General features: G+C 61.0%; 11 protein-coding genes. 7 read left to right on the top strand and 4 right to left on the bottom strand.

From position 1 onward, the window contains the following. Positions 1 to 8 precede the first annotated feature (8 nt). Both zwf and NPS47_RS06385 read left to right on the top strand, forming a co-directional pair. A complete protein-coding gene (gene zwf, locus NPS47_RS06380) occupies positions 9 to 1,451 on the top strand; it encodes a glucose-6-phosphate dehydrogenase (protein WP_274294179.1) in 1,443 nt (480 codons plus the stop codon). An 85-nt stretch (positions 1,452 to 1,536) separates the two neighbouring features. After that, positions 1,537 to 1,860 (top strand): hypothetical protein, encoded by a 324-nt coding sequence (locus NPS47_RS06385; protein ID WP_274294180.1) that lies wholly within the window; start codon positions 1,537 to 1,539, stop codon positions 1,858 to 1,860. 37 nt (positions 1,861 to 1,897) lie between these two features. On the opposite strand, the gene NPS47_RS06390 is transcribed toward NPS47_RS06385, so the two are convergent. Continuing rightward, positions 1,898 to 4,756, bottom strand: coding sequence for a putative bifunctional diguanylate cyclase/phosphodiesterase (locus NPS47_RS06390; protein WP_274294181.1), 2,859 nt, complete (start codon positions 4,754 to 4,756; stop codon positions 1,898 to 1,900). 224 nt (positions 4,757 to 4,980) lie between these two features. Between NPS47_RS06390 and uvrD the strand changes: the two genes are divergently transcribed. From uvrD to NPS47_RS06405, 3 genes are all read left to right on the top strand, one after another. Continuing rightward, entirely contained in the window at positions 4,981 to 7,164 is a 2,184-nt protein-coding gene (uvrD, locus tag NPS47_RS06395; RefSeq protein ID WP_274294182.1) for a DNA helicase II, read from the top strand. 140 nt (positions 7,165 to 7,304) lie between these two features. Beyond that, on the top strand, positions 7,305 to 8,159 hold the full coding sequence (locus NPS47_RS06400; RefSeq protein WP_274294183.1) for a Tim44 domain-containing protein: 855 nt from the start codon (positions 7,305 to 7,307) through the stop codon (positions 8,157 to 8,159). A gap of 112 nt (positions 8,160 to 8,271) precedes the next feature. Beyond that, positions 8,272 to 8,679 (top strand): SMI1/KNR4 family protein, encoded by a 408-nt coding sequence (locus NPS47_RS06405; RefSeq protein ID WP_274294184.1) that lies wholly within the window; start codon positions 8,272 to 8,274, stop codon positions 8,677 to 8,679. 146 nt (positions 8,680 to 8,825) lie between these two features. Here the strand turns inward: NPS47_RS06405 and NPS47_RS06410 are convergent, their stop codons facing one another. Continuing rightward, a complete protein-coding gene (locus NPS47_RS06410; RefSeq protein ID WP_274294185.1) occupies positions 8,826 to 10,586 on the bottom strand; it encodes a cation:proton antiporter in 1,761 nt (586 codons plus the stop codon). Positions 10,587 to 10,908: 322 nt separating this feature from the next. Here NPS47_RS06410 and NPS47_RS06415 point away from each other — a divergent pair, with 322 nt between their 5' ends. Beyond that, the gene (locus NPS47_RS06415; RefSeq protein ID WP_157190576.1) at positions 10,909 to 11,394 is read left to right on the top strand and encodes an acyl-CoA thioesterase; all 486 of its coding nucleotides are present in this window, start codon (positions 10,909 to 10,911) and stop codon (positions 11,392 to 11,394) included. Here the strand turns inward: NPS47_RS06415 and pdxY are convergent. Then, positions 11,391 to 12,263: a pyridoxal kinase PdxY gene (gene pdxY / locus NPS47_RS06420; RefSeq protein ID WP_274294186.1), complete on the bottom strand. Its 873-nt coding sequence runs from the start codon at positions 12,261 to 12,263 to the stop codon at positions 11,391 to 11,393. The genes NPS47_RS06415 and pdxY overlap by 4 nt on opposite strands. A gap of 118 nt (positions 12,264 to 12,381) precedes the next feature. Here pdxY and NPS47_RS06425 point away from each other — a divergent pair, with 118 nt between their 5' ends. Continuing rightward, a complete protein-coding gene (locus tag NPS47_RS06425; protein ID WP_274294187.1) occupies positions 12,382 to 12,774 on the top strand; it encodes a DUF3301 domain-containing protein in 393 nt (130 codons plus the stop codon). Here NPS47_RS06425 and NPS47_RS06430 read toward each other — a convergent pair. Then, on the bottom strand, positions 12,771 to 13,742 hold the full coding sequence (locus tag NPS47_RS06430; protein ID WP_274294188.1) for a CobW family GTP-binding protein: 972 nt from the start codon (positions 13,740 to 13,742) through the stop codon (positions 12,771 to 12,773). The genes NPS47_RS06425 and NPS47_RS06430 overlap by 4 nt on opposite strands. Between the last annotated feature and the right edge of the window lie 23 nt (positions 13,743 to 13,765).

Below are 13,765 nucleotides of genomic sequence, written 5' to 3' on the forward strand. Positions count from 1 at the left end.
TGGTGGTATTGACTATCCCTTGCGACATTATGGTGTTCGGCGGCACCGGTGATCTGGCCCTGCATAAACTGCTTCCGGCGCTCTATCACCTGTATCGCGAGGGCCGCCTGCACATCGCCGTGCGCATCATTGCCCTGGCCCGGCGCAACCTGCCCCGCAGTGAGTATCTCAAGCTCGCCGAACGCCGCTGCCGGGCACAGATTGCCCGTAACGACTTCGACGAGGATGTCTGGGCGCGTTTCTCCGCGCGCCTGGACTACTTCGCCATGGATGCCGCGCAAAGCGCCGATTTCGGCCGCCTGGCCCGCTTTCTCGGTGAACCGGGCGGGCTGACCCGCGTCTACTACCTGGCGACTGCACCGAACCTGTTCGTGCCCATTGCCAACCACCTGAAAGTTGCCGGTCTGGCTGAAAGCGAAGCACGCATCGTTCTGGAAAAGCCCATCGGCCATTCCCTGGAGTCGGCCACCGCAATCAACCAGGCCATCGGCGCGGTGTTCGACGAGTCGCAGGTGTTTCGCATCGACCACTACCTGGGCAAGGAAACCGTGCAGAACCTCATGGCCCTGCGCTTTGCCAATGCCCTGCTGGAGCCAGTGTGGCGCAACAACCAGATCGATCATGTGCAGATCAGCGTCTGTGAAAGCCTCGGCGTAGAGAACCGCGGCGCCTACTACGACCGCGCCGGTGCGACCCGCGACATGCTGCAGAACCACCTGCTGCAACTGCTCTGCCTGGTGGCCATGGAGCCGCCCGCGCAATTCGAGGCGGAAGCGGTGCGTGACGAGAAGGTGAAAATCCTCAAGGCGCTGAAACCCATCGGTGGCCAGGACGTGCAGGACAAGACCGTGCGCGGTCAGTACAGCGCCGGCAAGATCGGCGGCCAGGAGGTTCAGGCCTACTACTTCGAGAAAGATGTCGACAACGACAGCGATACCGAGACCTTCGTCGCCGTTGAAGCACATATCGACAACTGGCGCTGGGCCGGCGTGCCCTTCTATCTGCGCACCGGCAAACGCCTGGCCAAACGTTCGTCGCAAATCGTCATTCAGTTCAAGCCGGTACCCCATCGCCTGTTCGACGGCGATCAGGCCAACCAGCTACTGATCCAGCTGCAGCCAGACGAACGCATCAGCCTGCAGATGATGACCAAGACGCCCGGCAAGGGCATGCGCCTGGAGCCCGTCGAGCTGAACCTGAACCTGGCTCAGGTCTTCGGCCAGACCCGGCGCTGGGACGCCTATGAACGCCTGTTGCTGGATGTACTGGAAGGCGACTCGACGCTGTTCATGCGCCGCGACGAGGTCGAGGCGGCCTGGGCCTGGATCGATCCGATCGTCAACGGCTGGCAGGAACACTTCCAGGCGCCACGGCCCTATCCGGCCGGCTCCAACGGCCCGGATCAAGCCCATAGCCTGCTGGCTCGCCGGGGTAGCGCCTGGCACGACTGAAAGCCTTCCAGCTCCCCTTAATGTCCCGATAACCAGAAGATGGGCTTGCAACATGAGTTGCAAACCATCTTCGAGGAATCAAGACATGACCATCGCAACCAAGGACTGGACCATTCAAAACGACCTGATGCCGGGCATCGGTGGAGGCAGCTTTCGCGTGCGCGGAACCGTCACCGTCGCCCACCCGGGCATCACCCCCGTATTGGTAAAGCCTGATCTTCAGGACAAATCCTTTGCGTTGAACCTGAAGCTGGAGCTGGTGCAGGCAGAAGGCATCTTCACCCAGGTGCAGACCGATAAAGAGGTCTGCTTCGAGATGTCTGGCGATCACAGCTACATCCCTTGCGTGAGGGTATTTCATGAGGGTGGGCTGCTGACCACCGTCGACGAAATCATCACCACGAACTGACGCGCTCGGCAGCAGGCCTGTGCTCAGGCACGGCCTGCTAGCTGATAAGACGAGTCATGCTACGCCCCAGCAGCGCACCGAATGCACTGGCATCCACCGGCTTGCTGATCAGGTAACCCTGCACTTCGTCACACCCCTGCTCGCGCAGCAAGGCCAGCTGCTCAGGGGTTTCCACACCTTCGGCAACCACTTTCAGATCCAGGCTCTTGGCCATGACAATGATTGCCCGGGTGATGGCGGCGTCTTCACTGCCTTCGTGCAGGCCACGGATGAACGCCTGGTCGATTTTGACGTAGTCCACCGGGAAACGCTTGAGGTAGCTGAGCGATGAATAGCCCGTGCCGAAATCGTCGATCGCCAGCTTGACCCCGAGCTCATGCAGCTGCTCAAAGGTGGTGATGATGTGCTCGACGCTGTCGAGTAACTGGCTCTCGGTCAGTTCCAGTTCCAGCAGGTGCGGTGCCAACCCACTGTCCTCCAGGACCTGGCGCACCAGGCTGACCAGCTTGCCCTGGCGCAGTTGATACACCGACAGATTGACTGAAACCCGGATCGGCGCCAGCCCCTGCCGCTGCCATTCGCAAGCCTGCCAGCAAGCCTGACGCAGGACGAACTCACCAATGGGGGCGATCAACCCGGTTTCCTCTGCCAGGCCGATGAACTCACTCGGCGGCACCATGCCCCATTGCGGGTGCTGCCAGCGCACCAGCGCCTCGGCCGCGAGCAGCTGGCCTTGGCGCAGGCACAGCTTGGGCTGGTAGTAGACCAGCAACTGCCGCTCCTCGATGGCCTTGCGCAGGTGGTTCTCCAGTTGCAGGCGCTCGAGTGTGCTGGCCCGCAGGTTCTCGGTGTAGAACTGAAAACTGTCACCACCCAGATGCTTGGCATGCTGCTTGGCCATATCGGCCTGACTGACCAGCGCGCCCAGGTCAAAGGTGGCATCGGACAACACGCTGATACCTACCGAAGCACTGATCACCACTTCATGGCCATCCAGACGCTGCGGCACACGCAGTTTGTCCAGCAGGCGGGTAGTCACCCGTACCAGGCTGGACAGGTTGTTGTAGCCATCGAACAGCACAGCAAACTCATCGCCGGACAAACGCGCCACGGTATCGGCCTCCGGCACGGCGTTGGCGATGCGCTGGGCCATCTTCTTCAGCAATTGGTCCGCCAGCTCATGCCCGAGGCTTTCATTGAGCAACTTGAAACGGTCCAGGTCGATGTGCAGCAACGCCAGGCTGCGTCCGTTAAGCCGGACCCGCTGCCCGGCATCGTGCAGGCGCAAGCGGAACAGGGCGCGGTTGGCCAAGCCGGTCAGCTCGTCGTAATGCGCCAGGTAGCGCAGGCGCTCCTCCGATTCACGGCGTGCCGACAGGTCGGTGAAGAAGCCGACAATATTGCTGATCGTGCCCCGGGCATCGCGCACCCCGTTCAACTGCAGCCATTGCGGATACAAGTCACCATTCTTGCGTGCTTCAACCAATTCACCCTGCCAGCGCCCCTGCTGCTCCAGGGCCTGCTCGATCGCCAGGCTGTGGCGCCGCGCATCACGGCTACAGGGCAGTTCCAGCGCGTTACGCAAGAGCAGCTCTTCACGGGAATAACCGGTCACTTCGCAGAACGCCTGATTGACCGCCAGCAGCACGAAATCCGGATCAAGAATGGCAATGCCTTCGCTGGCCGCCTCGAATACCGTGGCCGCCAGACGTTGCTGCTCTTCCTGACCCTTCTGCGCAGAAATATCGCGGCGCGTGCCCAGCATGCGCACGACCTGGCCGTTGGCGCCGTGCTCGACCGCCCGCCCGCGGTCTTCGATCCAGCACCAATGCCCCTGGCTGTGGCGCACCCGGTACTCGACCCGGTAATCCTCGCTCCGCCCCTTGAGGTGCTCGACCAGCGTGCGGCGCAATAACGGTAAATCGTCTGGGTGCAGGCGTGGCTTGAGGTCATTGCGGACGCTACGTACCTGGGCCTGGTCCAGACCGAACAATTCGCGCAGCTGGGTGTGGTGGATCTCATCGGTCTCCAGGTTCCAGTCCCACAGTCCCAATTCGCTGGCCTCCAGGGCCAGGGCCAGGCGCTGTTCGCTTGTGCTCAGGGCATGGTTGGCTTGAGTGACACGCGACTCCAGGCCGACCTGAGCCTCACGCAATTGCTCCTCGATCAGGCGCCGTTGTTCAACTTCGCCGGCCAGCGCCTGATTGAGCCGCTCGCTACGCCGTTGAGCCATCTGCAGGTGTTCGATCAGTGCCTGGTTCTGAAAACGCTTCAGCAGCCCGACTTCGATCAGCCGATTGACCTGCCAGGCCACCACCAGCAACGCCCCCAGCAGAATCAGACCCAGCAGGCCCCAGCCTCGATGTTGCTCGTCGTCCCCCCAGAACAGGAAAGCGATGGGCGGCAGCAGGCAAGGCAAGGTAAAACTGAGGAACGCCGGCAGGCTGACGGCATAGGCAATACTGGCCGACAACGTCGCCGCTCCGAGCAAACCGAACACCCAAGCCTGCTGCACGAAGTTATCCACAGGGACCAGGGCAATCGCGGCACTGGCCAGGGTCAGGCCACTGAACGCCGAACCAAACAGAAACATGCGCCGCCAGGTCGGCTGAGCCTGGCGTTCGGGCATGGCCGAATCAAACGCGGCCACCTGGATAACCCGCAGGGCCACCAGCGCCATCAACCAGACCACCCAGACGCTGACCTGCAGGTAGCGCGCCGGGCTCCAGAGCAACCAGGCACAGACCAGACCATTGAGCAGCATGAACAGGGTGGGCAGCAACGAGCCTTGATAGAGCAGGCGGGTGCGCTCTACGGCCAGTTGTGTCGCGAATTGTTTACGAATACTCCCGCGGGAACCCAGAGGCACGCTGACGGAGCCGGAACCAGATGTCATAGGCAGTGTTCTTGTAATGGTTAGCCCTAAACGTGCACGGAGCATACACAAGCAAACGCCTGCACCAAACTGCTCTGGATCATTATTCTGCTCTGCGGTTTTCCGACGAAAAGCGCTCAAGTGCGCAGGCCTTGGGCTGCAGCGCAATGACCGGCCCGTCGGGAGGACGAAGTTTTTCTACTGTATATTTGCCCAAGGGTTGCTTGCGCCCCTAAAATGCCCGGATGCGCGATGATCTCTCTCTCCTGTTGAACTCCCTCAACGACGCCCAACGCCAGGCCGTAGCGGCCCCCGTCGGTCGTCAGTTGGTCCTGGCCGGTGCCGGCTCCGGCAAGACCCGTGTGCTGGTGCACCGCATCGCCTGGTTGATCCAGGTCGAGCAGGCCTCGCCGCACTCGATCCTGTCGGTGACCTTCACCAACAAGGCCGCTGCCGAGATGCGCCAGCGTATCGAACAGTTGATGGGCATCAACCCGGCCGGTATGTGGGTCGGCACCTTCCACGGCCTGGCCCATCGCCTGTTGCGGGCGCACTGGCAGGAAGCCGGGCTGAACCAGAACTTCCAGATCCTCGACAGCGATGACCAGCAACGCCTGGTCAAGCGGGTGATCCGCGAGCTGGGCCTTGATGAGCAGCGCTGGCCGGCGCGCCAGGCCCAATGGTTCATCAACGGGCAGAAAGACGAGGGCTTGCGCCCGCAACACATCCAGGCCAGCGGCGACCTGTACCTGGGCACCATGCGCAGCATCTATGAGGCCTACGAGGCGGCTTGCCAGCGCGCCGGAGTGATCGACTTCTCCGAACTGCTGCTGCGCGCCCTGGACCTGTGGCGTGACCACCCGGGCCTGCTCGAACACTACCAGCGGCGCTTCCGCCATGTGCTGGTGGACGAATTCCAGGATACCAACGCCGTGCAGTACGCCTGGTTGCGCCTGCTGTGCAAAGGTGGCGACAGCCTGATGGTGGTCGGCGACGACGACCAGTCGATTTACGGCTGGCGTGGCGCCAAGATCGAGAACATCCACCAGTACAGCGCCGACTTCCCCGACGCCGAGATGATCCGGCTGGAGCAAAACTACCGCTCCACGGCCGGCATCCTCAAGGCCGCCAACGCCCTGATCGCCAACAACAGCGATCGCCTGGGCAAGGAGTTGTGGACCGACGGCGGCGATGGCGAGCCTTTGAGCCTGTACGCAGCCTTCAACGAACACGATGAAGCGCGCTATGTGGTCGAAACCATCGAGAGCGTGCTCAAGACTGGCCTGGCACGTAGCGACATCGCCATCCTGTATCGCTCCAACGCCCAGTCGCGGGTGCTTGAAGAAGCTTTGTTGCGTGAACGCATCCCCTACCGCATCTACGGTGGCCAGCGCTTCTTCGAACGCGCCGAGATCAAGAACGCCATGGCTTACCTGCGCCTGCTCGAAGGTCGCGGTAACGACGCGGCCCTGGAGCGGGTCATCAACGTTCCGCCACGCGGCATCGGCGAGAAGACCGTCGAAGCGATTCGCGACCACGCGCGGCACAGCGAAGTGTCGATGTGGGAAGCGATGAGCCTGCTGATCGCCAACAAAGCGCTCAAAGGCCGCGCCGCCAGCGCTCTGGCAGCGTTCATCGAGCTGATCGAGAACCTTGCCGCCAAGGTTATGGAGATGCCGCTGCACCTGATGACCCAGACGGTCATCGAGCAGTCCGGGCTGATCATCTATCACCAGGAAGAAAAAGGTGAAAAGGGTCAGGCACGGGTAGAAAACCTTGAGGAACTGGTCAGCGCCGCGCGCAACTTCGAAACCAGCGAAGAAGACGCCGAACTCTCACCGCTGGCCGCGTTCCTCGGCCATGCGTCGCTGGAGGCCGGCGATGCCCAGGCCGATGAACACGAAGACAGCATCCAGCTGATGACCCTGCACAGTGCCAAAGGCCTGGAATTCCCGCATGTGTTCCTGGTCGGCATGGAAGAAGGCCTGTTCCCGCACAAGATGAGCCTGGAAGAGCCAGGCCGTCTGGCGGAAGAACGTCGCCTGGCCTACGTCGGTATTACCCGGGCGATGCAGCAGCTGGTGATGACCTACGCCGAAACCCGACGCCTTTATGGCAGTGAAACCTACAACAAGGTTTCCCGTTTCGTACGTGAGATTCCGGCAGGACTGATCCAGGAAGTACGTCTGTCGAACAGCGTCAGCCGCCCTTTCGGCTCAGGTCAAAAGCAGAACACCAGCAGCCTGTTCGCCAACGCGAACATTCCGCAAACCGCCTTCAACCTTGGCCAGCGTGTGCAGCACGCGGTGTTCGGCGAAGGTGTGATCCTCAACTTCGAAGGCTCCGGCGCCCAGGCCCGCGTGCAGGTCAACTTCGCCGAAGGCAGCAAATGGCTGATGCTCGGCTACGCCAAGCTCGAAGCGCTGTAGGCAGGGATGATGGGCCTGCTCCCACAGAGCAGTTACCCTGACCTGCAGGCAAAAGATGGAAACATCTTGGCGCTGGTCATGTGTCCTACAACCTGTGCACCATGACGCGCGTGCAATCCACAAAACGGGAATACCCTTCTATGCAACGTTTTCTTAGCATCGCCCTGGCGTTGTGCATCGGCCTGACGATGAGCCTCGACGCCAACGCCAAACGCATGGGCGGCGGCAAAAGCTCAGGCGCCGCGCCAATGCACCAGACCCGCCAGGCAACCCCGACCACCCCGGGTGCCTCGCCAACCGCGCCAGGTCGCGCACCTGCAGCCGCCAGCGGCGCATCGAAATGGCTCGGCCCGCTGGCCGGTATCGCCGCCGGTGGCCTGCTGGCCTCGATGTTCATGGGCGATGGCTTCGATGGCATGCAGATCTTCGACATCCTGATCATGGCGCTGATCGCCTTCCTGGTGTTCCGCTTCATCGCCGCCCGTCGCCGCAAGCAGCAGCCACAAATGGCCGCCGCCGGTCACGCGCCATTCCAGCGTGAAGCTCACCAGCCGACTGCCCAGCCGTCGATCTTCGGTGGTTCCGCCGCGCCAGCCGCTGCCGCCCGTCCGGTCATCAACGCGCCGGCCTGGTTCAACGAGCAGAGCTTCCTGGCCGCTGCCCGTAACCACTTCCAGACGCTGCAGCAGCACTGGGACGCCAACGAGATGGACAAGATCGCCGAGTTCGTTACCCCGCAAATGCTGCAGTTCCTCAAGCAGGAGCGTGCCGAGCTGGGTGATGGCTTCCAGTCCACCTACATCGACAACCTGGATGTGCAACTTGAAGGTGTCGATGATCGCGCCGACAAGACCATCGCCACCCTGACGTTCAGCGGTGTGTCGAAAACCTCGCGCTTCGACCAGGGTGAAGTGTTCAGCGAAAGCTGGAACATGGAACGCGCCCAGGGCGAAAACCAGCCTTGGCTGGTCGCCGGGATCCGCCAGAACGGCTGATCTTGAGGCATTGCACAAAAAAACCCCGGGCTTGTCCCGGGGTTTTGCTTTTAGCGCAGCGGGCTACTAGGGTATAACGCGCAGCGTGTCGTAAAGGTTAGAGGATAGAACCGTGGAAGAAGTCATCGAACAGCTCCGAGAAGCCAATGAACCGGTACCGGTGCCGCTGGAGTTGCCGGATGAAGACCAACTGGTCGAAATCGAAGAAGAGTTGTTCATCAACATTCCATTCGTCTTCAAGGAATTCCTGTTGACGGTCAGCGACGTGGTCTATGGCAGCCTGGAGCCCGTCACTGTCACCGATCCGCAGTCGCACACCTACCTGCCGGAAGTGGCGGCCAACGCCTGGGACGCAGGTGTGCCGCGCGACCTGATCCCGATCTGCCAGGATGGCGACGATTACTACTGCGTCGAAGAAGACGGCACGGTCGTGCTGTGGTCCGGCGAAGAAGAGCTCGTCACCGAAGAAAGCTGGGAGTCGGTCTGGCACTGGGCACGGGATGTCTGGCTGGAAAGCTGAATGAGAAATATCCTCACAAATTAATGGCCATTAGCCATTAATGTTCGTAGAATCGCCATGCCTTTCTGTGCGTGGCGATTTGCTACCGCTCCATCCCCTCGGACATTCGAATCGTCCGTGCAGGAAGCGTCTTTGTTCCCTCCGCCCTAGTGGTGATTCTCCTGATGGTTGTCCAGCGTCTCCAGCAACGCGATCTGCATGCGCGTGTGCACGCGGATCAGCCAGCGCCAGAGCAACGCCGCCACACCCGCCGCCACCACCACGATCAGCACCAGCAATTCGCTGGTCGGCAGAATGCTCGCCGACAGTGCCGAAAGCAGCAGGAAGATCACCAGCAGCGACAACAGCGGAATCACTTCGGCAATCACCCGGCGTACTCGTTGGGTATGCCGCCCGGCCATTTCCGGCTTGACCCCCATCTCCGCCAGCAGCATCGACAGTGCCTTGAGCTTACGGTAAGCGGCAATCAGGAACGGTAGCGACAGCAGCAAGGCCGCGCCCCAGATCAATGCCTTCTGCTGGCCGACATCGCTGATCCATTCGCCCAGGTATTGGCCGATGCGCGCGGCGAAATAGCCGCCACTGAAAAAGATCGCCACCACCAGTGCCAGATTGACCCCCACCTGCAGCAGGATGCGCCGGATCATCGAGGCCAGTAACGCGCCCTCGCCATGCGGCTGGATACTGCGCAACCACTCGCCGTACAGCGACAACACCCGCGCCAGGCGCCGCGGGACGACCTTGGCAAGCTTCAGCGACAACGGGTCGGCACCACGGATCAGATAAGGCGTGAGCAGTGTGGTGATCGCCGATACGGCCACCGCGACCGGGTAAAGAAAGTCGCTGGTGACCTGCAAGGTCATGCCCAGCGCCGCGATGATGAAAGAGAACTCGCCAATTTGCGACAGCCCCATCCCCACGCGCAGTGAGGTACGCCCGTCATTGCCGGCAATGAATGCGCCCATGCCGCAGGACAGCATCTTGCCCAGCACCACCGCCACGGTGATGACCACGATCGGCCAGGCATATTCGAGCAGCACCGACGGGTCGATCATCATGCCGATGGCGACGAAGAAAATCGCACTGAACAGGTCGCGAACCGGCTCGATCAGACGCTCGATTTTCAACAACTGTCGCGATTCGGCCATGATTGCACCGATCAGGAACGCCCCCAGCACCATGCTGTACTCGAGCTTGACCACCAGCAGACAGAAACCGAAACACAGGCCCAGTACGGTGATCAGCAGCATCTCGTTGCTTTCGAAACGTGCGACATAGGCCAGCAGTCGCGGCACCAGCAAAATGCCGATGACCAGCGCCACGATCATGAACAGCGACAGCTTGCCAACGGTGGAAAACACTTCGCCGGAACTGACCGAGCCGCTGACGGCGATCCCCGAAAGCAGGGCGATGATGCCGATACCGAGGATATCTTCGACGATCAGCACGCCGAAGATCAGCTGGGCAAAGCGCTCGTTTTTCATCTTCAGGTCGTTGAGCGCCTTGACGATGATGGTGGTCGAGGAAATCGCCAGAATCGCCCCGAGGAACAGCGAGTCCATGGTGCTCCAGCCGAACCAGCGGCCGATCTCGAAGCCGATCCAGATCATCAGCACGATTTCCAGGAACGCCGCAATAAACGCCGTGGCGCCGACCTTGAACAGCTTGCGCAGGCTGAACTCCAGGCCCAGGCAGAACATCAGGAAGATCACCCCGAGCTCGGCGAGGGTCTTGATCGTGTCTTCGTCGTGGATCAGACCAAAAGGCGGGGTATGGGGGCCGATGATGAAGCCGGCGACGATATAGCCGAGCACCACCGGCTGCTTGAAACGGTGAAAGAGGATGGTGACCACACCCGCCACCAGCATGATCACTGCCAGGTCCTGGATAAAGCTGATGGCATGCACGGCGTGGTACTCCTTACCTAAAGACGAAGGACAAACCGCTACCCATCCCAGGAACAGACTGATTGAGTTGCGGGTACTTAGTGTTTTTAATGTAGAAACCCCGCCTTGCATCGGCCTCTTCAGGTTAACACTGGCGCCTGTCGCGCATTGCCGATGCAATAAGTGGAAACAGATCGACCTATTCAACGCCGCAAATGGCACAAACAGCGTGACGGCAAGGCCGCTGTCAGCGTCCCGTCTTTAGATGGGAATCGTAATAGGGGAAAGAAGCGTGAATACCAGTCGCCACCCCGCCTCAGCGCAACCTAACCGTGAGCACACTATGGAACCTGGAAACGCCCAGCTGTCGATGACCGTCCTGATGACCCCGGACATGGCCAACTTTTCTGGCAACGTTCATGGCGGCACGCTGCTGAAATATCTCGATGAAGTCGCTTATGCCTGCGCCAGCCGCTATGCCGGGCGCTATGTGGTGACCCTGTCGGTCGACCAGGTGGTCTTTCGCGAGCCGGTGCATGTCGGCGAGCTGGTGACCTTTCTTGCCTCGGTCAACTACACCGGCAATACCTCGATGGAGGTCGGCATCAAAGTGGTCACCGAGAACATTCGCGAGCGCTCGGTGCGCCACAGCAACAGCTGTTTTTTCACCATGGTCGCCGTCGATGACGACCGCAAGCCCGTGGCGGTTCCGCCGCGCCAGCCGGAATCCAGCGAAGAAAAACGCCGCTTCCTGCAAGGCAAGCAGCGCCGCCTGATTCGCCAGGAGCTGGAAAAGCGCTACCAGGAGCTCAAGGGCGACACGCTTTAACAGCTCAGGCGCCGAGCCTCGAAGCGCACCCGTGGATGCACGATGCGGTCCTGGGCCCGTACCAGCTCGAGCTCGTAGCTGGCACAGGCCTGGGTTTCAAGCAGCACTTCATGCACGGCGGCGGCAGCGAACTCGAACGCTGCCAGCCAGCTGTCGCCCAGCAGCAGGCGGGCCAGGAACAGCCCTGACGTCAGGTCACCCACGCCCACCGGTTGACGCGGGAAGGCCAGCAACGGCCGACGCAGGTGCCAGCTGCCTTCGGCAGTGACCAGCAGCATCTCGAAGTCCTCCGCCCCGCGTCCGGGGTAAGCCAGGTGCTTGACCAGCACCGCTTTCGGCCCGCGTTCCAGCAGGCTGCGAGCCATGCTTACGCAATCCTCCAGGGACTCCGGCCGACGATCACAGAAACTGTCCAGTTCCAGCTGGTTCGGGCACAGTACATCGGCAGCCACCAGTGCCTCTTCAAGCAAAAAGTTGCTGACTTCAGCCGGTACGATGCAGCCCTTTTCCGGATGCCCCATGACCGGGTCACACAGGTACAGGGCCTTGGGGTTGGCCGCCTTGATCCGCGCCACGCCACTGAGGATCGCGCGCCCCTGCTCGGCGCTGCCCATATAGCCGGACAACACCGCATCGCAGTTGCCTAATTCGCCGATCGCGGCAATGCCCTCGACCAGTGCGGGAATTTGAACTGGCGCAAGCACTTCTCCGGTCCACTGGCCATACTGAGTGTGGTTGGAGAACTGCACGGTATTGAGTGCCCAGACATTCACACCGACCCGCTGCATCGGGAACACTGCCGCGCCATTACCGGCATGGCCGAAAACTACATGGGACTGGATGGCGAGCAGATGCGGCGTACGTTTCATGCAAGACTTCCGAAGCTGTGAATTGAAAAACAAGACGCGCAGTATGGCGTCAAATGCCACCTGTACGACAGAGCGCGGAGGCAGTTAAGCTGGGCGTACTTCGTTGGAGTAAATGTAAATGCTGACCCTGGGTAATCTCTCCGTGCTGATGCTGCTGGCGACAGCTGGCGCCTGGCTGTGGCACAACCACGGATTGCGTGAAAAGGCCCTGGAACGGGTCAAGCAGCACTGCGCAAAACTCGATCTGGAACTGCTCGATGGCAATGTCGCGCTCAAGCGCATCGGCTTTGTCCGCGACGCCCAGGGTCGCAAGCGCCTGGCCCGTGTGTATAACTTTGAATTCACGGTCACCGGTGAGCAACGCCACCCGGGCACCGTCACTCAGTTTGGCGCCCACAGCATGCAGATCGAACTGGCGCCCTACCCGTTCGAAATAAAACCGGTACAGCAGGCCGGCAACGTCATCGAAATGAATCAGTGGCGCCAGGACCATAACCGCTGGCGTCACTAGATCAGGCAGGCCTGCATGGCTTGCTGCAGCAGCTTTTGATCCTGCGCAGTGGTGAAAATCAGCTCGATACGCGAGTCGCGACGCCATTCACTGGGCTGCCAGTGCAGATCGCCCTGCCCGTCCACAGCGTTGATCGACTGCCAACCTTGTGGGCTGTGGATAACCAGCTTGGCCCGGCGCCAGTCAAAGTCGCGCAAGAACTGTTCGATACGTGCCTTGTCGAGCACCTGCCGTGGGTGCCAGCGCCAGCCAATACTCCAGCCCTCCGCAGCGTCCTGAATGCTGCAGATTGGCTCATGTGGATTTATCCACAAGGTCTCCGTAGGCCCGGCAGTATTGGGCAGAACCAGCTTATCCACAGACTCGGTTACGCCCGGTGGAACTACCTGGGTTGGCAATTCCGACAATTGCAATCGCCCCTGCTCGGTCCAGTACAGCGGCTGACGCGGCAGCTGTGAAGTTATCCACAAGCGTTGTTGGCTATCCAGCCCTTCGGATTTATTCAGCACCAGCAAGCCCGCATCGGCCAGCGCGTCCTGCTGTGCTTCAGGTAAAGCGATGCGCCCTGCAAGTTGCGCGGCATCCAGCACCATGACGGCTGGCTGGACGGCCAATACACCACGCCACGGCGGCTGACGCAGTTGCTCAAGCAATTGCCGTGGATGTCCCAACCCCGAAGGTTCGATAAATAACCGCTGCGGTTTGGCTTTGCGCAGTAAACGCCCCAGTCCGACCTGAAACGGCGCACCGTTGACGCAACACAGACAGCCACCCGCTACCTCGCCCATGGCGATGCCCTGATCGTCGGTACTGAGCAACGCCGCATCCAGACCGATCTGTCCGAACTCATTGATCAGAATGGCCCAGCGCTCGTTTGCTGGCCGCTGGGCCATCAGCTGACGGATAAGGCTGGTTTTGCCGGCACCCAAAGGTCCGGCAATAACGTGGGTTGGGATGTTCTGCAGCATATGACGTTAGGTGCCCTGGATTT

The sequence above is a fragment of the Pseudomonas putida genome (assembly GCF_028682475.1).
In the GTDB taxonomy this organism is placed as follows: domain Bacteria; phylum Pseudomonadota; class Gammaproteobacteria; order Pseudomonadales; family Pseudomonadaceae; genus Aquipseudomonas; species Aquipseudomonas putida_AG.

Bases quoted from the DNA above. Each gene is read 5' to 3' on its own strand.
- NPS47_RS06385 (WP_274294180.1), top strand. From the start codon at position 1,537: ATGACCATCGCAACCAAGGACTGGACCATTCAAAACGACCTGATGCCG.
- NPS47_RS06390 (WP_274294181.1), bottom strand. From the start codon at position 4,756: ATGACATCTGGTTCCGGCTCCGTCAGCGTGCCTCTGGGTTCCCGCGGG.
- uvrD (WP_274294182.1), top strand. From the start codon at position 4,981: ATGCGCGATGATCTCTCTCTCCTGTTGAACTCCCTCAACGACGCCCAA.
- NPS47_RS06400 (WP_274294183.1), top strand. From the start codon at position 7,305: ATGCAACGTTTTCTTAGCATCGCCCTGGCGTTGTGCATCGGCCTGACG.
- NPS47_RS06415 (WP_157190576.1), top strand. From the start codon at position 10,909: ATGGAACCTGGAAACGCCCAGCTGTCGATGACCGTCCTGATGACCCCG.
- pdxY (WP_274294186.1), bottom strand. From the start codon at position 12,263: ATGAAACGTACGCCGCATCTGCTCGCCATCCAGTCCCATGTAGTTTTC.
- NPS47_RS06425 (WP_274294187.1), top strand. From the start codon at position 12,382: ATGCTGACCCTGGGTAATCTCTCCGTGCTGATGCTGCTGGCGACAGCT.
- NPS47_RS06430 (WP_274294188.1), bottom strand. From the start codon at position 13,742: ATGCTGCAGAACATCCCAACCCACGTTATTGCCGGACCTTTGGGTGCC.